Raw genomic sequence first — 23,159 nt, forward strand, 5'->3', positions numbered from 1 at the left:
CTTAGATGCTCACACCGTAAGGCAACTGTTTAAACAATTTAGGGTCGGTTTTAACATTTGGCCCTTCGTAAGGTGGCTGCCAATCCAAAAGCATAATAGCGAGCACGTTTCTGTGTTCTCCATAAGCAAAATCAAAGTCGCCTGATACCGATGGGATCATACCGTGTCGTTTATCAATAGACTTTGTGATGGCTGCACGAGTTTTTGCTACGACTGGATCGTCTTCCAATCCGGCTAGCAAAAAGCTAATGCCAACTTCCGCGATAATGTCTTCTTTAGTGTGCTTAATAATATCGTCAATATTGCGGCGGAAATAGTCGTAGATCCATTGGTGCTCTTGCTCGCTAACCTGGCGTTGATAGTAGCCAGAGTCGGCCAAAATAATGTGGGTCATACCGTAAAGCTTGTTGCCAAATTGCTGTTTGCTTAGACGGTAGTCTTCACTGCTTGGATACGTTTTCTTAAATGCAGTGATAAATTCATCGACTAGATCCTGTTCGCCAATCTGTTTTAACCAGTAGGCTTGGTTGGCAAGTTGCGCCGCCCATGCAGTGATCATCTCTTTGTCGGTGAGTACAGATTCGAAGTCATAGCTGCGCAGAAGTTTACGAAGCTTCTTATCATCTTTGTGGGTGACACCATATTCTTGCAGTCTAGCGAGATACCTTAGAACATCGAGCCCCATGTAGAAGTATTCGGGCTGATCTTTGGTCGCCTTGTATCGACGTACACTTCTCTCGTCTTTGCCTTTTTTGTATTCGTTTAGGCGTTCTAAAGAATGCTGGTGGATAGCATCCGGTGTGGTGACGTTTGCAGCAATGTGATTAAGTCGGTCGGTGACATTGGCAAGATCGACGAGTATTGTCGTTTTGTATTTGGTGTCTTGCGTCTGCCTATACATGCGTAAGCCAAAATGACCTTGCTTATAGGGAGATAAGGAAAACAGTCGAGACTCGTAAGTGTCTTTAACCACGTTTGCGTGTGCCTGAAGTTGATGCGGCTTTGGTGTGCTACTGAAGTCAATAATACTAGCACCAGTAATCAGAAAGGCACTAACCGTCAATGCGAGTATTCGTTTTTTCAATATCATAGCTTCTTCCTTCCACCAAAAGATCGCTATAGTGTAAGAATTAACCGACGATAAATTGTAATGGTTACGTCAGTTTTATTGTTTTGTTGAATGTGTTGCGGTGGAGTAAGCAAAGGCACGAGGGTTTTCGTGCCTTAGATTAAGAAAGGTTTAAGATACTGTAAATCGGGAGACCAGCTGCTCTAATTGCGAAGCTCTGCCGTTTAGGTTAGTACTGCCGTCGCGATTTTTTGCGGCTAGACTTGCAGACTCAGCACTTTGATCTGAGATGACCACTATGCGCTGTGCAATGTCTTTACCAACAATCGCTTGTTCTTCTGTTGCCGTTGCTATGAGTGCATTCATATCGTGGATATTGGCGATCGCTCGCTGGATCTCCTCAATGGCTGCTGCAGCATCATTAGCTTGTTGAACTGTTGCTTCACCGCGTGTTCTGCTTGAGTCCATCGCTTTTACCGCTTCATCAGAAGCACCTTTTAACTGCTCAATCATTTGGTTGATCTCACCAGTGCTCTGTTGCGTGCGACTCGCAAGTTGACGTACCTCATCTGCGACGACAGCAAAACCTCGGCCCTGCTCACCTGCTCGAGCGGCTTCGATAGCAGCATTAAGCGCGAGTAGGTTGGTTTGCTCTGCGATATCTTGTATGACAGCGAGTGATGTCGAGATGTTTTTCACATCGCCTTCTAGCCTGCTAATTACATTACTGGCTTGTAGTACTTCTTCTGCGAGTTCACGTACCGAGGAAGCGGCAGTGTTTACCGTCAGTTGTGCGTCGCGAGCGTTCGTGTCGGCTTCTTGGGCTGACGCGGCAGCGCTGGTTGCGTTACTGGAAATTTCTGATGATGTTGTGGTCATCTCGGTCATCGCCGTTGCCACTTGTTCGGTCTCTTCACGCTGACTGGAAGCTAGGCTGTCCACTTGAGCGGCCCGAGACTTCATTTCTTTGGTTTCTTCAACCACGGCATGGCTAGTGCTCGATACATTAGCAATGATTTCCTGCAGGCTTGAAACAAAGGCATTGAAGTTACGTCCTAAACGCTTAAATTCAGGGGCGTCAAACTCTTCCATCCGTGCGGTCAGGTCGGCATCGCCCTTTGCAAAGCTTTGAAGTGAACTGTCGAACTTCTCTAGTGGTTTCATGATGCTGCGATTAATGAAGGTCGCAAGCACGAACACCAAGGCTAGTGTGACGCCAGACAGCATAAAGATGGTGAAAATTTTGCTCTGCAGGGCAGAGGTGGCTTCTTGCTCCATTTTAGAAATGGTTTGGTCGATGTCATCGATATAGAAGCCAGTGCCAATCATGAGATCCCATTCGGGGATATACATAGAGAAGCTTAACTTAGGCTCTGCTAGAGTTTGTCCCGGTTTTGGAAAGTAGTAGGTCGTATACTGTCCGGACTTGGCGTTTTGAATCAAGTCTTGGATAAAGTAGTTTCCTTTACTGTCTTGAGCCGAATAGTAGTTGTTGCCGATATCTTTAGTGCTCGTCCCCATCAAAAGTCGATCACCTTTGGAGTTATAGCCGAAGATATAGCCATTGCCGTCAAACTTCAGATGGCGCAGCACCTCTAAACCTTCTTCTAGGCTGGCACCCTCTTTTGCTAACCTCAAGACTGAGGTTTGAGCAAGTTCAACGTAGTTTTTGAGTTCAAGTTGCTTATTGCTGAGTAGGTTCTGGCGCGTGTCATCAAACTGTTGTTGATTTAGCGCAGAAACCTTGGAGTAGGTGATCCCCAGTATCCCTATTGTAACGAGCAGCAAAGGTACTATGGTAAGTACATAAAGTCGTTTTCGAATCGACAAATTCATAAACATTCATCCTAATAGTCGTAGTTGTGTATCGTGCCCTTTTATTGAGCATCTGAACAATAAGTAAGCAAACGCTGTGCCATTTACAGGATGAAGATCGGTAATAAAGCGTCACGGATTATATTTTCATTTTAACTATCTGTTTGTTATGGAAATAATCACAGCGGTCTGGTGGTCTGACCCTTAGTTCTACAGCTAAAGGTTCGAACAGAAGCGAGGGGGGAATGTCACGAGGGTCGGTTTTGGTATTGGGTGGATAAATATTGCCACCCTCTGTTATTGATGGTGGTTATCTATATGAAATTATTGAATAAATTCTTTGTCGCTATTGCTTTTTCTTGACTATGCTCAAAGAGCGAGGCAGGGAGTTTGCCGCGCAGAACAATACGTTAGTAAGGAGATATCACAATGAAATCATTAGTGGTTTTCGTGCTTAGCACGGTATGTTCTTTTTTTGCATTAGCCGATGATGCAGGTGAGCCTGGCAATATTTGTCTAACCGATGCCGGTCTGGTGGTCACAACTCACCTCGATACCTGTCCGAAAGATATGAAGAAACTTTAACGCAATTGAACCAGCTTAGCTGGTTCTTTTTTTCACTAGGCTTAGAACTCACTCCGCAACCATTTACTCTCACTTAAACCAAATAGCTCGTTAACTAAATTTTTCCCATTATTATTCAATGTTGAAAATACACTGAATCATCGTTTTGGAAATATCACAGTAATATACTTGGGTATTTTACTTTTGGTATTTGATAATATTTATCTAAGTATTTTTTTCATTCCATATTTAAGCTATTCGCTTTTGCGTTAGTTCATGTCGTGTCCTATTTTTCTTTTGAATAGATTCAAAAGGTAATTAAAAATCGTCTTTTTTAACCAATATGAAACCTTTTTGGATCGCTTTTCTATCATGCTTAACTAATGGTTATCAATGTGAGCTTGTGTATCAGTGAAACTTTATAATTTTGAGACATAGAACATTACTATTTTTTCAAAATATTGATTTGAACTATTTCAATATTTATTTTTGGTAGTAAGTTAATAATCAACAAACAAAGTAGTACTTTCTAGTAGTGGCATTAATAAGGGTTGCAACACATGTAACATTAGTGTTTTTCGCTAGAGAATTATTATACCTGTTTGATACTAGTCAGAGTGAATGGCCATGATGGCCAACTTTTTTACCAGAAGGATGCTTGTTGAAATTTTGCCGATTGAACCGGAGGCTTTGTCTCATCTTGGCAAAAGGGATACGCAGAATAGTTATGCTAAAAAACCTATTTTACAAACTTGGGATCGAACTTTGGTTTTCAGCCCACCTCGCATACGGCTTTGTACAGCTTGTATTCATTCCTATTGTTATGCCAGCTTTCGTTGCCGAGCGAACGGGTAGTTTTGCCAATGCAGGTATTGCAATGGGTTTCTTCGGTGTGGCAGGTCTTGCAGCACCGATTATCGGTTTACTTGCCGATAAGTTTAAAGCGCACCGCTTAGCGCAGTTCTTAGGCATGATCGCGTATATCATCGCTGGTTTTTGCTACATCGCATCGGGTACTGATTTTACAATGATGGCGATTGGCTCAGTGTTCTTTGGTCTGGGTTCCGCAACGCTGTTAATGCTAAACCCAGTGTTTATTGCCTTTGCTGGATATGACGACAAAACTGAGGCACTAAAGCTCGGTCGTATGGCGCAAGCGGCGATCATCGGTACTTTGCTAGGTGGTGGTGCATTAGCGGCATTGACTGATGGTGGATTTGGCTATGAGACAAGCTTTTACACTATGATGGCGACTGTGGCCGTTTTATCCGTCGTGACGTTCCTCAGTAATAAAGAGGCCGGACAGCGCGTATTAGACACGGCTGAAGCGCGTGAAAAAGAGGCGGCAGAAGAATCCCAAGAGAAAGTGAACATCGTTAAAGTACTGTTCTCCAAATTTGGACTGTTCTTATTTGCCGTTGCTGCCTTATGTGCTGGCCAAGGTGCATTCCAGGCTCAATTTCCTAACTTGATGAAAAATGCATTCACGGTTTCTGAAGCCTTGTCAGCGACGAGTCTTTCTATCTCAGCAGTACTAGGTTTGATTGTTGTTATTGCGGCTGAGAGGTTTTCAGCGAAGTTTGGACCAACAGCACTATTCAAACTGTGTACGGTTGCGTCTATTGCAGTAATCGCAGCACTGTATTTTATCGCAGAACTTCAGTTCATTCCGACGGTGATTCTACCAGTGGCCTTGGTGATTGTTTACCTACAAGGCATTACTGTGACAGATATGTGTTCGCCAGCGGTCGCGTCTCGCTTAACACGTGTTGGTGCGGGCTACACACAAGGCCTGATGATGTTCTTTATCTCAATCGGTTTTGCGACAGGTAGTGCGATCAGTGGTTTCACGGTTGAGTCATTCAGTTGGAGCGCTCTGCCAGTAGCCATTGGTGTGTTAACTGCTATCGCATTTGTGGCAATTTGGATTGTTACCAAAGAAAAGCAAACGCACGAGCACAAAGCAAAGACAAATCACGCTTGAGTTGAAAAGGGTGATTGATAACAAAAGGGAGCAAATTTGCTCCCTTTTCTGGTTATAAGTGCACGATAAAAGTGACTTGAGGAAACTGTGTCCTCAAATACCGCGTCATTAAAAGCTTTGCCAAATCGCCGTCAGACCACTAATTGAGCACAGCAATAAAGCCGCCAGTCGAACCTTCTCTTTAGGTAGAGACTGGGTAGTAAGTCTTGCTAAGTGATAGCCCAACCACGCGGCGGGAATGAGTGGCACAGTGATATAAAGGTGATGGAGTGTTAGAAAGCCGATAGGGGCTTGCACAATAAGCGACATGATTGAGCTGAACACAAAGAACGCTGATAGGTTGCCGCGTAGCTGATTCGCTTCTTGATGCTGAAGTAGAAGTGCCATTGGCGGACCACCAATACCACTGCTAGTGCCAAAGAAGCCTGAAAAGAAGCCTGCAATACCCATTCTTGTTGGTGTTGGTTCAATACGCACGGGTAAAAGGCTCACAACAACCGCAAATACAACCAATAACCCTAGCCAGAGTGACAGCACTTGAGTCGATACGTATAGCAACAAAGCTGCACCCGCAACAGAGCCAGGAACGCGACCTATCATTGCCATTTTAAGCCCGCCGATAGCGATGTTGCTCTTGTGCTTCATGGCGTTAAGGATTGAGATAAACAAAGCGACGAGGCAAATCGGAGCCGGCACATAGTCTGGAGAGACTTGAAACAAGAGAGGTGCCGCCACAATGGCAAGTCCAAAGCCGATTGCTGTTTGCACGTAAGCGCCAACGAAGATCAATAGCATCGCAATGAGTGAGGTTTGGCTGAGCCAATCAGCAAGCATGAATCATCCTTTTTAGTATCAAAGGTCATAGAGGACGACATTGTACCGCTAAGTTATGGTAAGGGGCAGAGGACTTTAACGATAAACTGGATATTATTGATATATAGGAAGGTATGAAATAATTGATTTAAATCAAGTTTGATGCCTTAAAATAAAAAAAAAGGGAGCAAAGTAGCTCCCTAAAAATATAAAGCAACGTAAAAAGGTTTATTAGAAGAATGTCGCTGTATATTCCCTTACAAAAACTTAATCAGAGTTTTCCATCCCTGTGCACAGTAATAATTCAGCAGCGAATGCACCACTGCTGAACGTGATACCAGCCATCAATAGAACGATAGCGTACTTGCTTGCTATGATACATAACCCTAAGGTGTTGATTATTCTCTCCATATTACTTCTCCTTAAATCAGGAACCGTTATTGACTAGGTGTATTTTACAATAACCCACCAGGCCAAATTGAGAGCCGACGCTATTATTAAATCGATTTATGAATTATGTTCCGTAAAACGCGATCGCGTCATAGAATTACAACTGGTTACAATCAATTTTGATTATTGATGCTGACAAATATCACTTTTGTTATTTCACTTTAGCGATAGTGCTTGATAAAGATATATTATTTTGCCTGAGTAAGACTTTGTCTTGAAGTAGACACAAAAAAACAGCACCAAATGGCGCTGCTTTTAGATGTTTCTGTGATTTTATGGCTGCTGACGGGTCGGAGCCAATACGATTTCACGAATACACACGTTCTGAGGTTGCGCATAAGCAAACTCTACCGCTCTCGCAACATCATCGGCGGCAAGGACGCCACCCATGACTTCCTTCCATTGATCATAGCCATCTTTGATCTCTTGTGAAGTCGTGTGCGACAGCAGTTCGGTTTCTACTGCACCAGGAGCGATGGTGACGACGCGTACATCAGATTCTGCGACTTCTTCACGAACGTTCTCAGAGATAGCGTGAACGGCAAACTTGGTACCGCAATAGGCAGCGTGGTTACCAAATGTTTTACGACCGGCAATCGAGCTGATATTGATGATGGTGCCGGCGTTGCGTGCCTTCATTGGTGCAAGTACCGCCTGCATACCATTGAGAAGACCAACGACGTTCACGTCAAACATGGTTTTCCATTCTGATGCGTCTTGAGTATCGATCTGACCTAGTAGCATAACGCCAGCATTGTTAATCAGAGCGTCAGCAGGACCAAATTGCTGTTCCGCTTTAGCAATGGCTGCTTCAAATGTCGCTTTGTCGGTGATGTCGACTTTTTCACACAGTGTATTAGGTAGTTGCAGTGCTTCTAGCTTCTCTACGCGACGAGCAAGAAGAAGTAGTGGGTGACCAGCATCACTTAAACGACGTGCGATCGCTTCGCCAATACCAGAACTTGCACCTGTAATAACAACTAGCTTTTTCATATGTTCACCCTTTTTTGAATTAGTGGACTTCTGTAGTGAAGTTGCTAACAAGTCTAGTCAAAAAACTATTGTTGATATATGGGGATTTAATTAAAACAGTGTTGTTATATTGCAACAATTAACTTGCTCGTTTTCTTTCTATACTCTACTCATTGCATTAGTTCGTATCAGGACAATAGTGCCAACGAAATGGCACATTTCGTTGGAACTATTGTCATAAAGGGATAAGATTTGCGTTCGAATTTTGAGGGAAGACTGATGTATAAGTGGTTATTGGTTTTAGTTTTGTCTATTGCTCTTCCATTTCAAGCGCTTAGTTTGGAATTAGCAAAAGATGCTGTCGTTGATCGAGTGGAGGTAAAAAAGTCTTCGAGACGAATGTACTTGATGGATGGTGATGTTGTGGTCCGAGAGTATCGAATTGCACTCGGGAAAAATCCACGTGGTCACAAGATTCAGGAAGGTGACAATCGCACCCCAGAGGGCAAATATTACCTCGACTTCGTGATGGATGATTCTGCGTTTTATCGTTCTATGCACATTAGCTATCCAAACTTGAGAGATAAGAAACGCGCGCAAAGTCTAGGGGTGAGCCCAGGTGGCAACATTAAGATCCACGGACTTCAAAATGACAACAATAAGCCGCCACAGTTTGTGCAAAGCTTCGACTGGACCAATGGCTGCATTGCCATTACCAACGATGAGATGGACGAGCTGGTCTCTCTAGTTAAGATTGGTACGCCCATCTATATTCGTTGGTAGTTGTTTTACTAGGAGGTTAGTAGCGATAGGTTAGACCGAAACTCACACCGTAACCTTTATTTTGCACATCCACCTGATAGCTTTCATTTAGCTTCACGTTCTTTCTCGCATAGTTCTCGCTAAAGCCAGAAAGATCTAAGGTCAGGTGTTCGTTTACCGCGTAGGCTGCGCCGAGTCGATAACGAACATCTTCTCCACCAAAGGAATCAATAGCTTCATCCATACTAACGCCACCACGTAGCGCTAACTGCCCAATTCGATATTCCATGGAAGTCGCGTAGCGTTTGCTGTGACGGGATCCTTTCAACAGTTGGATCGGATCGTCATAATCAGTGTAGGTAACACCTTGGCCATCCCAACGCGATAAACTGAAGGTATTGTGCCATGACCAATTGTCGGTTAAAGCAATGGTGCCGTAGACGCTTGTAATTGATGGTAGAGCAAATTGGATGTTACTGTCACCAAACTGGCTATCGAGCCTGTGTGTTGCTGCAAGAGTCAGCCACGAGTTAGCTTGCCAAGTTGCGCTGATAGCACCTGTCCAGCCATCGGTATTGCCTGTTGTGGTCTCAGTATTACACCCGCCTAAGAACTTACATTTATCAACTTCAAGCAAGTAGTCCGCATATTGATATTCAAGCGTTAAACCAATACTCACATCTCCCATCTTATAGGCAACGCTAGGCGCAAAGGACACGACGATAGGGCGCACTCGCGCTTGCTCTAAGATACGTATATTGAGTGGCGGCGGAAGCCTAAACTCTGAAATTGAGATATCTGCTGCGGTGCGACTATAGGCGGCAAGGCCAACTGACCAGTTTGAGTCTATCGGCATCACCATAAAACCCGCTGGAATCGGATTCGCTTTCGAGTAAGACGATTGCGTGCCCAAAATATCGTAATCAGTATCGACCTGATAGCGAGTGACACTTGCGGTTACCGTAGTGGTTTTTAACTGCGTCATACTGGACGGAGCGGTTGCCAAAATACTCGCATCGACCGCCGATGCGCCATTCGCGCTCGCGAGCGCACTATTTGAAGTTGAGGATTCCCAAAAAGTTAAGACCAGTGGCGTTAGCGATCGGTGAACTACAAACCATTGCCGTAATGGCAATACGTTGTGTAAGAGACATGTTTGTTATCAAGCTATGAAAAAACGGCATTCTAGCATGGTGGATTTTTATACCATGCAATTTTTGTGTGAACAAAAGTGACATTGCTGATTGCAAGCCGTGATTGCAGTGTTATTAGACGTTATAAGAGGATGGGGCTCGTTACTAACTCTATGATGTTTTGTGGTATATACAGTGTAAGTAGCCGTTGCATTTCTTACGAGTTAAGAAAGTGGGCTTTGATGACCTGCCTTAAAAACCTGTCAGAATTTTCCTTTTAGCGCTGCTAGGTGAGTATTAACTACTGCGTATGAGGTGACGATCGTGAGCATGAATAGTGCTTGTGGGGGTAGGAGCATAAACATGTAGCTCACGACCGTCTGAACTCTTCTAGTCAAAAAACTGGCAGGTTTTTGCGAGTTGCAAAAGGGCATTTGCTTGTAGTTGAGATTTGGCGTTGCTTAGCTGATTTAAATAGTAAGCTTTTAAAGGGCGTGCAGAGCTGCTGGTTCGTCGGGTTGCATCTTTTCTCATTAGGCTCTCCGGTATCTTTTGTGTTGGGGGAATCTGTACATATTGTGTTGTTTTATGCGGTACAATAAAACAGATAGACTTTTGGTTTTCTTATTCCTTGTATTGATTTGGAAATGATGTTTTTAAGCTTTTTACGCCGTAATTGTCCTATATAAGGAATGGTTTGCACTAGGTGGAGTGCCTAATTTGGAAAGTATAAACCTATATCGCTACTATGAGCGTCTCATCAAGTTTGAAGTCTCAGTTGAGTACGCAGTGACCCTCGCCGATGTTGCCGATACGATGGCAACCAGTCCGCGCCATGCTCGCTCTGTCCTAAAGCAGATGACCGAACTAAGCTGGATTGCTTGGTTGCCCAAAGTGGGAAGGAACCAGCGATCGACATTGATCAAAAAGCTGGACCGAAGTGACGTTAAGAAGTTAATTGCGACCGAATGGTTAAAACAGAGCAAGTATGATCGTGCATTGGAATTTTTAGATAATGACCAATCCACATTTGGTCAGCTTTTGCAGCAAACCGCGGGGGCTCAGATTAATGAGGGCAGTGTACATGTTCAGCTTACTTACAACCGGTCATTTGCTCGATTAGCACCGAACGTACCGCATCGCAATAGTGAACGTTTTTTGGTGCGACAGGTTCATGCTTGTTTAGTGTCGATGAGCCGTGACGGTGAGCTAAAACCAGATATCGCCCATCATTGGGAAGCCGATGAGCACTTCAGAAAATGGTCATTCTATATAAGACCATCCGTTTACTTTCATGACGGAGCTAGGGTAAACGCAGAGTCCATCGCCATATTATTGATGCAACTGAAAGAGCGCGATTATTATCGTTCAGAGCTCGATCACCTAGAGAGCATTGAAGTCAATCATGCGCTTGGATTTACGGTCTCGCTTAGTCGACCTGATAGAGGCTTTGCGGCACTGCTTAGTGATTTGAAATACTCCATCCAACCCCCACAACAGCTTGAAGAGTCAGATCTTAATGTGGTTGGGTGTGGCGTGTTTTCACTCGCCGATCAATCGAGTTCTCTCCTCAACCTTTCTGCCAATGAGCGCTATCATGGTTTACGTTCTTTAACCGATCATGTTTCGATATGGTCTGTTAGTGCTAATAGCCAGCATTCTAATGGCCACAGTCCTAAAAACCCGGCATCTTGCGAACAAGCTTTGGTGTCGGGATCACGAGTCAACGAACCGTACTCTCAAAAGGTGATCACGCATCCAGAGATAGATTTGGAGAAAGAGGCGCTGAGTAGTACAACCTCTCGTGCTCGTATCGAAGATGGTTGTATGTTCATGATTTTCAATCAAGCGAACCCTTCACTGTCTTTTGCGCAGCGCAGCTGGCTCAGCCAGATGCTAAGTGGCGAAAAAGTGTGGCAGCAACTTGTTAAAAACCAAGACACCTTTGGCGCCGAGTTTGCGAGCAGCTTCTTCCCGTTCTGGCACAACGTAAAACGCATCCACAATCGAGCGGTAGTACTGCCACGAGAGCTAAAAATCGCGTATTACAACCATCCAGGGATACTAAGAAGCGCTAAAGCCGTAAAGCAAATTTTAGAAGCGGAGGGTATTGAGGTAACGCTTAACCTTTATGACTTTGATGTATTTGTTGGCAAGGCGACAAGGGAGCCTTTTGATGAAGATATTGTGATGAGCAGTCTAAACCTTGATGACAATAGGCAGGTATCAGCACTGTTGTTCTTCTTAAGTGACCCTGTACTGCATGCTGGTATCGGTGATGATGTGAGCCAATGGTTGAAAGCTGAGCTTAATAAGATTCGAGCCGATTGTAGACCCGAAAACTATTTAACTGAGCTAGAACAAATCGGTTCTCTTTTGATACACGAAGGTATCGTAAGCCCAATGTTCCATCATAGGCAGACATTGAGCTTTCAAGGAATTTTAAAAGGCGTTGAGATAACGACTTGGGGCTGGCCTCAAATTCGAGATGTGTGGTCTGCAGATTGAGCCTTTTCTGACTCGTACGCTTCCAGTCTTTCAGTCAACACTCTTTGATTCGCGGTTGTTGATTCTAGTGACTCCGCAGTTTTATGAATCGCTGATGCCATCTTGGATACGTTGCGTGTTGCATGCAGTATCGTGCCCTGCATAGGACGCAGTAGCAGCCAATAAGCAGCGATCAGCGCCAAGACAATCGAGAGTACTAGTAGCGCCAACAAAAGCAGTACGTTAAAGCGAACGTCGTAAGCGAACTTTTTGGTGCTGTTAGCAATTGAATTTTGCGATTGCTCTAGAGCGCCTGGCAGTGCCGCCAACGAGGACTTGGACATCTCAGTTAGTTCGTTGATGTTGTCCATGGTATCAACCAGCACTTGTCGTTGCTCTTCATTCAAACTTTGGTTATTTGAAAGTAGAGTAAGAGAGGTTGCTAGATTATCGATGGCAACGCTTGAGCTGTTGATCGACTGCTCTATCCCCTTTAGGTCGAGCATCATATTGATGTTCACTAAAGGCTGCTCTGTTTCTTGTTCAACGTCGTCAGCGGGAAGATCACTCGCCGCAATACTGATTTGTAATGGCAAAAGGGCGGCAAGCAACAGAATAAATGGTCTCTTCATGGTCATCTCAGGTAGTCATAGGCTGAATTACTGTTGCTATAAGTTAGTGCAGTTCGAGTCGAGATACCAATTAAGGTTTTGTATTTTATTTACTTTCTTATTCATCTACTTATGGGTTAGAAGGATGCAGCTAGGTTCATTTGCGCGCTTTTGCCCAAGAGGTTAGTGCGATTCCCGATAAAATAAACAAAGTCGCTAGCAACGCGAGTAATGAAGGAGACTCAGCTAAGAATAGCCAGCCAAGCAATAATGCAATGGCGGGTACCGTGAGCTGCATCAATGATGCTTCAAGCACATCTATCTTCGGCAAGAGACGGTACCAGAGGTAGTACCCTAGAGCGGAAGCGACAACACCAGAAAGAAGTGCATACAAACTGCCACTCAGCGTTAGGTAGTTGGTTGTTGAAGCCGTTAAACTATGAACAAGCACCGCAACGATAACCAGAATGCTTGCCACCACAAACCCTTGCCGAGTCGCGGTTATCGGTGAAGCCACCTTTTTGCCCAATAAGGTAAAACCGCTCCAGCACAACCCTGAGACCATCATAAGCAATGCTCCTAGAATAGAAGGCTGGGAGGCACTGGGTAACATCAGTAATACAAAGCCGCCCAGTGCAACTGCGATTCCAATCATTTCAACGAAAGAGAGTTTGTGTCCACTGAACCTATGATGGAGGATGAGTGCAAACTGCACCGTACCGAAAAGAATCAGCGCCCCCGTACCCGTATCGAGCGTGATATAGGCCAGTGAAAATGACAGCGCATAACCGAAAAGTGTCACCCCTAAGGCGAGAGACATTTTTAGTGATGGACTTGAATCGCCTTGCTGCTTTTTGAGTATCAAGCCTAAACAGACTAGTGTTGCGGCGCCACTCACGAGCCGAATAGAGGTAAAACTAAGTGGATCAATAGCCGATGTTCCCAGTGCCAAGCGGCACAGCAAAGAGTTAAAAGCAAAGGCTGTCATTGCAGCGAAGGAGAGGGTAAGCGTGTTATTCATTATTGGGCGCCTATCTTGAGCATGTCTAAATCCTAACTTGATGTCAGCAATCGCTAAACAGATAATTGTTTATAAGATATATACCCGAGTAACCTCAGCGGTTTAAATAGGAAGTAAAGGATGAGTGTAGAAGTAGTAAAGGTGTCACCAGAGTTTGATGAAGCGCTGTGTGAGGTTATTAAGTCTGTCGGTGCAGAGTTCGGTGCGGTGGGAGAAGGATTTGGTCCCTCGGATGAAGAAGTGCTAGCAATGAGTCAGCATTACAATGAAGAAGACCGCAGCCTTTATTTAGTGGCGTTGGTAAATGGAAAAGTGGTGGGCGGCGGTGGCATCGCACCATTTGGTCAAGGCGATGACGTATGCGAACTCAAAAAATTGTTTCTACTACCTGAAAGTAGAGGCTTAGGCCTTGGCAAGACATTGACTGAACAATGCTTGTCATTTGCAAAAGCGCAAGGCTACAAACAGTGTTACCTAGATACTTTAAGTTCAATGGGATCAGCCATTGCTTTATATGAGCGGGCTGGATTTGAGCATCTCAGCGAGCCGTACGAAGGCACGTTGCACAATGGTTGTGATGTATGGATGCTCAAAGCTCTATAGTGAGGATTCAAGTAACTAGCAAAAACCGAGGTAATTAGCACGAGTCAATAAAGATCCAGCCTCACTCTTTGGCTTTGTGCACTAATGTTTCGAGCCAATGCTGGTGGTAGGCGTCTACTTGACGTTTAACAAACATCCCAGTGAGCCAACGCAGACCACCACGCTGCGTTGATTCTGTCACAATACGGCACCCTTCAGTACAGGGCGAGATGAGCCATGCGTGGTACATATCCACGTCTCCCGTTTTACCTCGCCATGCTATCCTCTCAAAAGGTTCATATTCGACCACCGTGCACTCAAAGCGCATGGTTTTCGTTATCCAATTAAATACACTGCCTTTGTGAAGTTCGTTACTGTCGCCTTTCACGATTTGTACTGCGGTCTTTCGGTGCTGCCAGTTGGGCCAGCATGGCGCTCGCACAATGTGGCTCCAGATGGTCTCACAATCTGAGGGGATGACAATTTCGTTTTTCACGTGAACAGGAGCATTCTTAGGGTGGAAATACTCCGGCCACTGTATTTGATGTGGATCGTTCATAGTCACCATGCCAGGGTTTCGCGTTTGGACACTTTAACTATATACCCAGAATGCTGATTGCGTCGGGTGGTATGCAGTCTGTCGTGGGTGGTTTTTCAATTCTCTCAATCTTGATATGTGCGCTAGCAAGACATTTGGTGAATTGTATGAAGACCCTTGTCGATAAATTGGGTATAATGTATTACAAGTGATGCGTAAAAATTGAACGATTTAGGCGCAATTCAGGCAATTTCTTCCTTTTTGTATGAATTTTTCTGTTCTATCTCTCATAATTTAGATCTGATCACATTTTCTCGAGGAATGAAGATTGCGAAATTCCTATCGAGCAGATATAGTAACTGCAAATAGTCATACAATAGTATTTTATTAGGAGTCACACATGACAAAGCCAGTAATTGGTTTCATCGGTCTTGGCCTTATGGGCGGCAACATGGTTGAGAATCTTCAAAACCGTGGTTACGAAGTAAACGTAATGGATCTTAACAAAGATGCAGTTGCAGCTGTTCTAGCTCGTGGCAACGCATCTGAAGCAGTTTCTGGTAAAGAACTAGCTGAGAAAAGTGACATCGTTATGCTATGTCTAACAACTTCTGAAGTTGTTGAGAAAGTAGTATACGGCGACACTGGTATCCTAGCGGGTATGTCAGAAGGCAAAACGCTTATCGACTTCGGTACTTCTATCCCAGCTTCTACTAAGAAGATTGGTGCTGACCTTGCTGCTATCGGCGCAGGCATGATTGACGCTCCTCTAGGTCGTACTCCAGCTCACGCTAAAGATGGTCTTCTAAACATCATGGCTGCTGGCGACATCGAAACATTCAACAAAGTTAAGCCAGTTCTTGACGAGCAAGGCGAAAACGTATTCCACCTAGGCGCTCTAGGTTCAGGTCACGTTACTAAGCTAGTTAACAACTTCATGGGTATGACTACTGTTGCAACTATGTCTCAAGCTTTCGCAGTAGCTAAGCTAGCGGGCGTTGACGGTCAGCAACTATTTGACATCATGTCAGCGGGTCCATCTAACTCTCCGTTCATGCAGTTCTGTAAGTTCTACGCGGTTGACGGCGAAGAAAAACTAGGTTTCTCTGTTGCTAACGCAAACAAAGACCTTGGCTACTTCCTTGCTCTATGTGAAGAGCTAGGTACTGAGTCTCTAATCGCTCAAGGTACTTCTACAAGCCTACAAGCAGCAGTTGATGCTGGTCTAGGTCAAAACGACGTACCAGTAATCTTCGATTACTTCACTAACCTAAAAGCAGAAGCTGAAGCTTAATTTAGCGCTTTTAAGTTAACAAAACCCTACCTTAACCGGTGGGGTTTTTTGTTTGTGTTGAATATGTCAAAACGGTCACTTTATCGACACATTTATTTCGTCTTACTGGCATCTAAGTGTCATTGAGCGGGGCAACACTGGATAGGCTTAACTACTCAATCGGAAGCCAAGTATGCCAGCGTTATCATCAAGAAGTGTAAAGACCCTTCTATTGCCAGAAGCATCCAAGCCCCAGCGGTTCACAAACTCAGAGACTCTCTACAACCCCACCTTTAAAGATACGATCACTACTCTTCGCTCTTACCTTAACATCGACAAGATACTGAACTTTAAAGCGCCTAATATTCCCGTAGAGCCAATGCAAGCTGATGCGATAGAGACAGAGAAGCAAGACTGCGTTTATCGTTTGGGACACTCAACGGTATTGCTTAAAGTCGATGGGATAACAATCTTGACTGATCCGGTGCTAGGAAATCGAGCTTCGCCTCTCGATTGGGCGGGCCCCAAGCGCTATCACGCGCTGCCGATTTCGGTTGAAGAGCTACCTTATATTGATGTGTGCTTAATAAGCCATGATCACTACGACCATTTGGACAAACAAACTGTAAAACAACTGCATCATAAAGTTGGTAAGTTCCTGGTGCCAATGTGTGTAGGCGACCACCTCATTGAGTGGGGAGTCGAGGTAAGAAAAATCGTTGAGTTCGAATGGTGGGAATCAATAACAGTGGAAAAGACCCGCTTTGTTTTTGCTCCGACGCAGCACTTTTCAGGGCGTTCGTACAAGCAAAGGGATACGTCGCTTTGGGGAAGCTGGGCTATCTTAGGGACTAAGTCTAGAGTCTATTTTAGCGGTGATTCTGGCTATTTTGGTGGATTCAAAGAAGTCGGTAAACGATACGGTCCCTTTGATCTGACATTAATAGAAACGGGTGCCTATGATGAGAACTGGGCGGATATTCATATGTTTCCTGAACAAAGTGTGCAGGCACACATTGATGTACAAGGCGCGGTGATGCTACCGATACACAACGCGACTTTTGATCTTTCCTATCATGAATGGAACGAACCTCTGCTAAGAGCAGAAAGCGAAGCTAAGCGTCGCAATGTTGATTTTGTTTGCCCGAAGATTGGAGGGAAAGTGATCGTGAGTGAGCTTAATGTTCGTAAAAACGATGTCCGCTGGTGGAGTGAGGAAGGAAACGAAGCAAAACAAAGGCGCTGATAATTAGCGCCTTTGTTTATTATGGGGGTAGAAGCATTCAGTTAGTTAAGCGGCTGCTGTAACTCGCTTTGAAGCTTTTTGCTTTTCACGCATACCAAGAACAATGGTTAAACCAAACGCAACTGCGAATGAGATTGCCATGCCGGCGACATAGTAGCCGATGTTTTCTGGGCGAATTGAGATAATACCAGGTAGACCTGCCGCACCAAGCGCTTGAGCCTTTACATTAAACATAGTGATAAACGCACTTGAAACCGCCGCACCGATAATCGCTGCAACAAATGGATAACGCAGTTTAAGGTTAACACCAAACATCGCAGGTTCAGTGATACCAAGCAGAGCTGTTACGCCTGATGGCATAGCAATACCTTTTTGTTTCACATCTTTAGTGGTGAAGCCAACAGCTAGAGCGGCTGCACCCTGAGCAATATTAGACATTGCCGCGATTGGGAAGATAAAAGTACCACCTGTGATTGCGATATCAGTAAGAAGCTGAGTTTCAATGGCGATAAAGCTATGGTGCATGCCGGTGATAACAAACGGTGCATAGATAAAGCCAAACAGTGCACCGCCGATGAAGCCAGCTGAATCGTAGAGCCAGTTTAGACCGTCACCCAGTAAAAAGCCGATGTCACGTGTGAATGGACCCACGACAGTGAATGTTAGGAAACCTGTGATAAAGATGGCAAGCATCGGAGTGAGCAGGTTGTCCAACACGGACGGGATAAACTTGCGAAGACCATTCTCAACTTTAGCGAGAATAAACGCCGATACCAATACAGGTAGTACTGAACCTTGATAGCCCACTTTTTGGATCTCGAAGCCCAGAATGTTCCAAGTTGGGATCGTGCCAGACACTGCTGCGCCACCAAAGCCCCAGCCGTTGAGTAGATCAGGGTGCACCATCAACATACCCAAAGCTGCGCCAAGGAACGGGTTACCACCAAACTTCTTGGAAGCAGAGAATGCCAATAGAACAGGTAAGTAGACAAAAGGTGCATTGGCAAAGGTGTTGATCATGCTTGCGAGATCAGCAAGACCTGGGTTTGCATCGATCAGAGATTGACCTTCAATGAAAAGACCCGGTGCGGTGAGAAGGTTGAAAATACCCATCAACAAACCACCGGCCACGATGGCTGGAATAATAGGTACGAAGATATCGGACAAACCTTTTACTGCGCGTTGTAGCCAGTTTTGTTTCTCGGCACCCGCAGACGCGACATCCTTGGTCGACATTTCGGACATGCCCGTTAGTTTAGCGAGTTCTGCATAAACTTGGTTTACGATGCCCGAGCCAAATATGATTTGGTACTGACCTGCTACCTTAAATTGTCCTTTTACACCCTCAAGATCATCAATGGCTTTTTCTTGGATCAAAGATTCATCTTTAACGGCGAGGCGCAAGCGAGTCGCGCAATGAGCTAAGGCAGAGAGGTTTTCCTTTCCCCCTAACAGAGTAAGTAGTTCTTTGGCTATGACTGGGTAGTTCATAACGAGCTCCGGTTACATTTTGTGCGTTATTATCGTATTCGCTCCCTGTTGTGTGTTGAATACTTTTGGGAACGTTTGCAATTTCGAATCATAAGCATGGATGAGGTCGTGTCAAAAGATAAAAGGCGACAGTGTGACCGTGATCATTTCTTAGTATACAAGGAGCCAAAAGAATGTGCGCTAGATAAGGTTTTTCCTTGAAGCTATAAAATTAGAACCATATTTGGGGCCCTAACTGGTTATAAGAATGGTGAAAGTCGTGGTATTCTTTGCAAACATTCCCATAAATATCGGACACTTATCCTATGGCAAGCCTTCATGATGTCGCCAAACTTGCTGGCGTTTCTAAATCGACAGTCTCTCGCGTGGTAAATAATGAGTATGGAGTCAAGCAGGCGACCAAAGATAAGGTACAAAAGGCCATTGATGAGTTGGGGTATCAAACGAACCTTGTTGCTAAAGACCTCAAATCGCAAAAGACCAACTTGATCGGAGTAATCGTACCAAGGGTTGCGTCTAACGCCACCTCACAAGGGGTTGATGGATTAAGTGCGGTGTTTGAAAGTGCTGGAAAACACGTCTTACTAGCCAGTACTCAACAGTCTTTTCAAAAAGAGATTGAGTTTATTCGTCTATTTAACCAAAAGCGGGTTGAAGGCATTATTCTTTATGCAACCCATTTGGACGAAGAATTGGTGGAAGCGATTCAGCACTCGATAGCTCCTGTTGTACTCGTCGGTCAGGATGGTTCGTTATTCAATATCCCAAGTATTGTGCATGATGATTTTCGCGTCGGATTTGAGGCGGGAAATCGTTTACTATCAGCAGGTTGTAGTAATATTGGTTTTATTGGTGTGGCGAGTTCCGACATTGCTGTTGATAAACTGCGTTACCAAGGCTTAGAACAAGCTTTACAGTTCAAGCGTAAAGGCGAACCTTTGTTTCATAGTCGTGGTGAGTTCACCATAGAGTCGGGGTACCAACAGGCGAAACAGCTACTAACAGAATATGAAAACCTAGATGGCTTGTTTTGCGCGACTGACAGAATCGCAATAGGTGCGGTTAAGGCGATTGAAGAGAGTGGTCGACAAGCCGGAGAGGATATTAAGGTACTAGGAGTCGGTAATGATGAACTGGGCTCGGTATCTTCGCCGAGTATTTCAACCTTTAACTATCCCTTTGATAAAGCGGGGGAAAATGCTGCTAAGGTATTGATTGAATTGCTTGATGGGCATCCACCTGTTATGAGTAAGGTCGTTCTTACTTTCCAAAATATCGAACGACAAACCTGCTAATTCCTCCCCAAATTTTCACGACAACACCCTCACTATGGCTCCTAATCCAACGGAGTCATGGTGTGTGTTAAGTCACAGTTTCTATTAAACCCAGCCATTGCTCTTGTATCACTCCTGTTTCATCGCTAGTATTGCAAACGTTCCCAGAAAAATTTTAATCATTGGTATAGGTGTATAGCTATTATGGTTTCAGTCACTAGCAAGGTTTCAGCAACCAAAGATCCAGAAGCAAAGTCTTCAACAACCGCGATGTCAGTGAGCGACTTGGTGAACCTGCTTGGTGGTCCGGCTAACGTGAATCGTGTCTTATTTCCGAATAATCAGCTAGTAATTGAAGTCCATGATACGTCTCTAGTTAACGAGGGCGCGCCACGCTATTCGCTTGAAGAGGTGTTAGGTAAGCCTCAACTGACGTTTGATATGCCTAATCATTTCGATGATTCATCGTTACTTGAGCTGGGTAGCGTAATTAGTCAGCAGCAAGTATTGAACGTTGAGGCTGTCAGCAAACCAGTTGATTGCGAGCATCGACCGTCTTGGCATGTTTCTCCACCTCAAGGACTTTTGAACGACCCTAACGGTTTTATCTACCACAACGGAGAGTACCACCTCTTCTATCAGTGGTATCCATATGCCTGTGTCCACAAAGACAAGTACTGGGCTCACTTAATGAGCAAAGATCTGATTAATTGGGAGTGGCAGCCTCTCGCATTAACGCCATCAGATTGGTTTGATAGCCACGGCGTTTTTTCTGGTCATGCGTTGAGCCAAGGCGAGCAACTCATGCTGTTTTATACAGGTAATACAAGAATTGGTAATCAGAGAGATCGTCATACGACTCAATGTTTAGCGGTATCGAATGACGGAATTACCTTTGAAAAACTGGGTCCTGTGATCCCGAACCTGCCAGAGGGTGTCACGCCTCATATTCGAGACCCTAAAATCGTTCGTCACGGTGAGCATTGGTTAATGCTACTAGGCGCCCAAACAACCGATCTCAAGGGGCGATTGGCAATCTACCGTTCAAGCGATTTACATCAATGGGAATTCGTATCGCTTTGTGGTGATGAAATGGGGGATTTTGGTTATATGTGGGAATGCCCGGATCTTTTCGAACTGGATGGCGAGCATTTTGCGATTGTTGGACCTCAGGGGATTGAGTCGGACAGCGCGTACCACACCATCCCTCATCACAATGGGTATGTGAAGGCTGAACTGGATTTAGAGGGAAAAATCTCTCTAACAGACTTTGACAATCTTGATAAAGGTTTCGACTTTTATGCGCCGCAAACCATGTTAGCTGCCGATGGTCGTCGAGTTCTCTCTGGATGGATGGGACTGCCAGATGAAATCAACCATCCATCGAGTGATAACGGATGGGTGCATCAGCTGACAGCGCTTCGTGAACTAACCAATAGAAACGGACGACTTATCCAAACCCCTATTGCTGAAATCGCGACATTACGTAAAGAAAAGCAGTGCTTCACATTAGACAACAGCGGATACCCATCTCTTTGTGACAAGGCGTTTGATATGAGTGTGGTTCTAGAGTGGGGGGAGCGAGCTTAGGTTGCATGCAAAAGCGGATCAATACGTATCGATACGACTAGATGAAACCACTCGCTCATTAGTGTTTGATAGAACCGACACCTTAATTCGTGAGGGGGATACCAAGCGCGAACTGACGCTGAATAGTGAAAACGTTGAGCTACGAATTCTCTCGGATGAGTCATCTTTGGAGATCTTCGTTAATGGTGGTGAGTTTGTACTGACTGGTCGAGTCTTCACTGACAAAGATGCTACTGGTATCGAGTTACGTGGAGGGGCATCAGACTTTGAAGTCTACCCATTGAACGCGGCAAGCGCTCCATTTATAAGTTCGTTGAGTTAACAACAGCCATTAACTTTGGAAAATACACAATAAAAAAGCCCTGTGACCAAACGGTACAGGGCTTTCTCTTTTCTATATGCTACGTATTAGCGTTGTGATTTCAGCAACTCAGTGACCTGGTTAAGTGAGTCGAAAATATAGTCCGCTGTTTCTATGACATCTTGATGCGGCGGCATGATATCCGGAATCATTGCGGCATAACATCCAGCTGCTTTCCCCGAGCGCATCCCATTATTGGAATCCTCAAGCACCAAACAGTCTTGTGCCTCAAGTCCGAGTTTATCATAGGCCATGATGTAGCAATCTGGCTGAGGCTTCCCATTATCGACATCTTCTGCGGTGATAATGAGGTCGAACTGATTGAGGTAGTCAGTAGCGCCAAAGTTCAGCTTGGTTTCGGGCAAATGGGAAGAAGTAACGAGAGCAATAGTGAGCTTTTGGGCTTTGGCTTCAGCAAATAGTTCATGAAACCCTTCTTTAAAGGCAATGCCTGCTTGACGCGCTTCATGGTAATGCGCGTCGCGAATGGTTTTATAGTGGTTAAGGTCAAAGCCTGAACCAAAATGTTCAACCAGCATTCTCTCGCAGTCTGGATCTTGCACACCAATAAAACCTTGATAGAACTCATCCGTTAAGTCGTACCCCATCGTCGTTGCTGCGTATTGCCAGCTCTCTTTATATACCGTCTCGGTATCAAAGATAAGTCCGTCCATATCGAACAGTAGTGCTCTGAACATTATGATGTCCTCTTTATTTTCACGTTTTTTATGCGCTCTACTCTGTCAGAAGTATTGTGAAATTAAAATATCAATCCTGTAATTTAATTACATAACGATACCAATGTGGTCAATTGGTGTTCGTTTTGTAGTCTGAGATAGACGCCTTGAATAGGTGATTCTGGAGTAATTTGCTCAATGTGTGACTTTTGTCACTAACTATTTAGAGGTGTCTTTGGTAGTAAAGGTGATGTAAATCACTTTTAAATGAGAGTTATTATCATCTAAAGTGGCATGTAATTTATCAACGCTCAATTTACGTGATCTGTATCACTATAAAAAATCATCATTAGCTTTTTATGTGTGATATTTATCACAAAAGTGGGCGTTATGCTGACTTTTGGAAATCCTGTGTTACTTTTTAATGGACTTTTAAATAAACATTT

19 protein-coding genes and 1 pseudogene are annotated in these 23,159 nt (G+C 44.5%); 9 read left to right on the forward strand and 11 right to left on the reverse strand.

The features are described 5' to 3' along the window. Position 1: 1 nt before the first annotated feature. Both AC6I8Y_RS23945 and AC6I8Y_RS23950 read right to left on the reverse strand, forming a co-directional pair. The gene (locus tag AC6I8Y_RS23945; protein WP_394149998.1) at positions 2–1,090 is read right to left on the reverse strand and encodes a DUF3541 domain-containing protein; all 1,089 of its coding nucleotides are present in this window, start codon (positions 1,088–1,090) and stop codon (positions 2–4) included. Positions 1,091–1,240: 150 nt separating this feature from the next. Next, entirely contained in the window at positions 1,241–2,905 is a 1,665-nt protein-coding gene (locus AC6I8Y_RS23950; protein WP_394149999.1) for a methyl-accepting chemotaxis protein, read from the reverse strand. 408 nt (positions 2,906–3,313) lie between these two features. On the opposite strand from AC6I8Y_RS23950, the gene AC6I8Y_RS23955 reads away from it, so the two are divergent. Continuing rightward, complete coding sequence (locus tag AC6I8Y_RS23955; RefSeq protein ID WP_197058753.1) at positions 3,314–3,469, forward strand: hypothetical protein; 156 nt, start codon at positions 3,314–3,316, stop codon at positions 3,467–3,469. Between the two features lie 706 nt (positions 3,470–4,175). Further along, positions 4,176–5,432 carry an MFS transporter gene (locus AC6I8Y_RS23960; RefSeq protein ID WP_394150000.1) on the forward strand — a complete coding sequence of 419 codons (1,257 nt, stop codon included), beginning with the start codon at positions 4,176–4,178 and terminating at the stop codon, positions 5,430–5,432. A 108-nt stretch (positions 5,433–5,540) separates the two neighbouring features. On the opposite strand, the gene AC6I8Y_RS23965 is transcribed toward AC6I8Y_RS23960, so the two are convergent. From AC6I8Y_RS23965 to AC6I8Y_RS23975, 3 genes are all read right to left on the reverse strand, one after another. Further along, positions 5,541–6,266, reverse strand: a complete 726-nt coding sequence (locus AC6I8Y_RS23965; RefSeq protein WP_234497399.1) for a sulfite exporter TauE/SafE family protein — start codon at positions 6,264–6,266, stop codon at positions 5,541–5,543. A gap of 246 nt (positions 6,267–6,512) precedes the next feature. Beyond that, a complete protein-coding gene (locus tag AC6I8Y_RS23970; RefSeq protein ID WP_197058751.1) occupies positions 6,513–6,656 on the reverse strand; it encodes a hypothetical protein in 144 nt (47 codons plus the stop codon). Positions 6,657–6,968: 312 nt separating this feature from the next. Further along, a complete protein-coding gene (locus tag AC6I8Y_RS23975; protein WP_128650609.1) occupies positions 6,969–7,688 on the reverse strand; it encodes an SDR family oxidoreductase in 720 nt (239 codons plus the stop codon). 258 nt (positions 7,689–7,946) lie between these two features. Here AC6I8Y_RS23975 and AC6I8Y_RS23980 point away from each other — a divergent pair, with 258 nt between their 5' ends. Continuing rightward, entirely contained in the window at positions 7,947–8,450 is a 504-nt protein-coding gene (locus AC6I8Y_RS23980; RefSeq protein ID WP_498022002.1) for a L,D-transpeptidase family protein, read from the forward strand. Positions 8,451–8,466: 16 nt separating this feature from the next. Here the strand turns inward: AC6I8Y_RS23980 and AC6I8Y_RS23985 are convergent, their stop codons facing one another. Then, positions 8,467–9,564, reverse strand: coding sequence for an OmpP1/FadL family transporter (locus tag AC6I8Y_RS23985; protein WP_498022004.1), 1,098 nt, complete (start codon positions 9,562–9,564; stop codon positions 8,467–8,469). 709 nt (positions 9,565–10,273) lie between these two features. Here AC6I8Y_RS23985 and AC6I8Y_RS23990 point away from each other — a divergent pair. Further along, positions 10,274–12,070 (forward strand): SgrR family transcriptional regulator, encoded by a 1,797-nt coding sequence (locus AC6I8Y_RS23990; RefSeq protein WP_498022006.1) that lies wholly within the window; start codon positions 10,274–10,276, stop codon positions 12,068–12,070. Here the strand turns inward: AC6I8Y_RS23990 and AC6I8Y_RS23995 are convergent. Then, on the reverse strand, positions 12,040–12,681 hold the full coding sequence (locus AC6I8Y_RS23995) for a hypothetical protein (protein ID WP_498022007.1): 642 nt from the start codon (positions 12,679–12,681) through the stop codon (positions 12,040–12,042). The two genes, AC6I8Y_RS23990 and AC6I8Y_RS23995, sit on opposite strands and share 31 nt — an antisense overlap. A 136-nt stretch (positions 12,682–12,817) precedes the next feature. Next, positions 12,818–13,681, reverse strand: coding sequence for a DMT family transporter (locus AC6I8Y_RS24000; protein WP_498022009.1), 864 nt, complete (start codon positions 13,679–13,681; stop codon positions 12,818–12,820). A 120-nt stretch (positions 13,682–13,801) separates the two neighbouring features. On the opposite strand from AC6I8Y_RS24000, the gene AC6I8Y_RS24005 reads away from it, so the two are divergent. Beyond that, positions 13,802–14,284, forward strand: a complete 483-nt coding sequence (locus tag AC6I8Y_RS24005) for a GNAT family N-acetyltransferase (RefSeq protein WP_498022011.1) — start codon at positions 13,802–13,804, stop codon at positions 14,282–14,284. A 61-nt stretch (positions 14,285–14,345) separates the two neighbouring features. Here AC6I8Y_RS24005 and AC6I8Y_RS24010 read toward each other — a convergent pair whose 3' ends face one another. Then, on the reverse strand, positions 14,346–14,822 hold the full coding sequence (locus AC6I8Y_RS24010) for an SRPBCC domain-containing protein (RefSeq protein WP_042478008.1): 477 nt from the start codon (positions 14,820–14,822) through the stop codon (positions 14,346–14,348). A 379-nt stretch (positions 14,823–15,201) separates the two neighbouring features. Here AC6I8Y_RS24010 and AC6I8Y_RS24015 point away from each other — a divergent pair, with 379 nt between their 5' ends. Both AC6I8Y_RS24015 and AC6I8Y_RS24020 read left to right on the forward strand, forming a co-directional pair. Beyond that, positions 15,202–16,095: an NAD(P)-dependent oxidoreductase gene (locus AC6I8Y_RS24015; RefSeq protein WP_042478005.1), complete on the forward strand. Its 894-nt coding sequence runs from the start codon at positions 15,202–15,204 to the stop codon at positions 16,093–16,095. 172 nt (positions 16,096–16,267) lie between these two features. Next, positions 16,268–17,320: an MBL fold metallo-hydrolase gene (locus tag AC6I8Y_RS24020; RefSeq protein ID WP_498022013.1), complete on the forward strand. Its 1,053-nt coding sequence runs from the start codon at positions 16,268–16,270 to the stop codon at positions 17,318–17,320. A 45-nt stretch (positions 17,321–17,365) separates the two neighbouring features. Here the strand turns inward: AC6I8Y_RS24020 and AC6I8Y_RS24025 are convergent, their stop codons facing one another. Next, entirely contained in the window at positions 17,366–18,811 is a 1,446-nt protein-coding gene (locus AC6I8Y_RS24025) for a sucrose-specific PTS transporter subunit IIBC (protein ID WP_498022015.1), read from the reverse strand. A 305-nt stretch (positions 18,812–19,116) separates the two neighbouring features. On the opposite strand from AC6I8Y_RS24025, the gene AC6I8Y_RS24030 reads away from it, so the two are divergent. Together AC6I8Y_RS24030 and AC6I8Y_RS24035 are read left to right on the forward strand one after the other, a co-directional pair. Further along, entirely contained in the window at positions 19,117–20,106 is a 990-nt protein-coding gene (locus AC6I8Y_RS24030; RefSeq protein ID WP_498022017.1) for a LacI family DNA-binding transcriptional regulator, read from the forward strand. A 249-nt stretch (positions 20,107–20,355) separates the two neighbouring features. After that, positions 20,356–21,997 (forward strand): annotated as a pseudogene (locus tag AC6I8Y_RS24035) (glycoside hydrolase family 32 protein). 86 nt (positions 21,998–22,083) lie between these two features. Here AC6I8Y_RS24035 and AC6I8Y_RS24040 read toward each other — a convergent pair. Then, the gene (locus AC6I8Y_RS24040) at positions 22,084–22,734 is read right to left on the reverse strand and encodes an HAD family hydrolase (protein ID WP_394150017.1); all 651 of its coding nucleotides are present in this window, start codon (positions 22,732–22,734) and stop codon (positions 22,084–22,086) included. Between the last annotated feature and the right edge of the window lie 425 nt (positions 22,735–23,159).

Source organism: Vibrio sp. KUL78, assembly GCF_059725505.1.

Bases quoted from the DNA above. Each gene is read 5' to 3' on its own strand.
- AC6I8Y_RS23945 (WP_394149998.1), bottom strand. From the start codon at position 1,090: ATGATATTGAAAAAACGAATACTCGCATTGACGGTTAGTGCCTTTCTG.
- AC6I8Y_RS23950 (WP_394149999.1), bottom strand. From the start codon at position 2,905: ATGAATTTGTCGATTCGAAAACGACTTTATGTACTTACCATAGTACCT.
- AC6I8Y_RS23955 (WP_197058753.1), top strand. From the start codon at position 3,314: ATGAAATCATTAGTGGTTTTCGTGCTTAGCACGGTATGTTCTTTTTTT.
- AC6I8Y_RS23960 (WP_394150000.1), top strand. From the start codon at position 4,176: ATGCTAAAAAACCTATTTTACAAACTTGGGATCGAACTTTGGTTTTCA.
- AC6I8Y_RS23965 (WP_234497399.1), bottom strand. From the start codon at position 6,266: ATGCTTGCTGATTGGCTCAGCCAAACCTCACTCATTGCGATGCTATTG.
- AC6I8Y_RS23970 (WP_197058751.1), bottom strand. From the start codon at position 6,656: ATGGAGAGAATAATCAACACCTTAGGGTTATGTATCATAGCAAGCAAG.
- AC6I8Y_RS23975 (WP_128650609.1), bottom strand. From the start codon at position 7,688: ATGAAAAAGCTAGTTGTTATTACAGGTGCAAGTTCTGGTATTGGCGAA.
- AC6I8Y_RS23980 (WP_498022002.1), top strand. From the start codon at position 7,947: ATGTATAAGTGGTTATTGGTTTTAGTTTTGTCTATTGCTCTTCCATTT.
- AC6I8Y_RS23995 (WP_498022007.1), bottom strand. From the start codon at position 12,681: ATGAAGAGACCATTTATTCTGTTGCTTGCCGCCCTTTTGCCATTACAA.
- AC6I8Y_RS24000 (WP_498022009.1), bottom strand. From the start codon at position 13,681: ATGAATAACACGCTTACCCTCTCCTTCGCTGCAATGACAGCCTTTGCT.
- AC6I8Y_RS24005 (WP_498022011.1), top strand. From the start codon at position 13,802: ATGAGTGTAGAAGTAGTAAAGGTGTCACCAGAGTTTGATGAAGCGCTG.
- AC6I8Y_RS24010 (WP_042478008.1), bottom strand. From the start codon at position 14,822: ATGAACGATCCACATCAAATACAGTGGCCGGAGTATTTCCACCCTAAG.
- AC6I8Y_RS24015 (WP_042478005.1), top strand. From the start codon at position 15,202: ATGACAAAGCCAGTAATTGGTTTCATCGGTCTTGGCCTTATGGGCGGC.
- AC6I8Y_RS24020 (WP_498022013.1), top strand. From the start codon at position 16,268: ATGCCAGCGTTATCATCAAGAAGTGTAAAGACCCTTCTATTGCCAGAA.
- AC6I8Y_RS24025 (WP_498022015.1), bottom strand. From the start codon at position 18,811: ATGAACTACCCAGTCATAGCCAAAGAACTACTTACTCTGTTAGGGGGA.
- AC6I8Y_RS24030 (WP_498022017.1), top strand. From the start codon at position 19,117: ATGGCAAGCCTTCATGATGTCGCCAAACTTGCTGGCGTTTCTAAATCG.
- AC6I8Y_RS24040 (WP_394150017.1), bottom strand. From the start codon at position 22,734: ATGTTCAGAGCACTACTGTTCGATATGGACGGACTTATCTTTGATACC.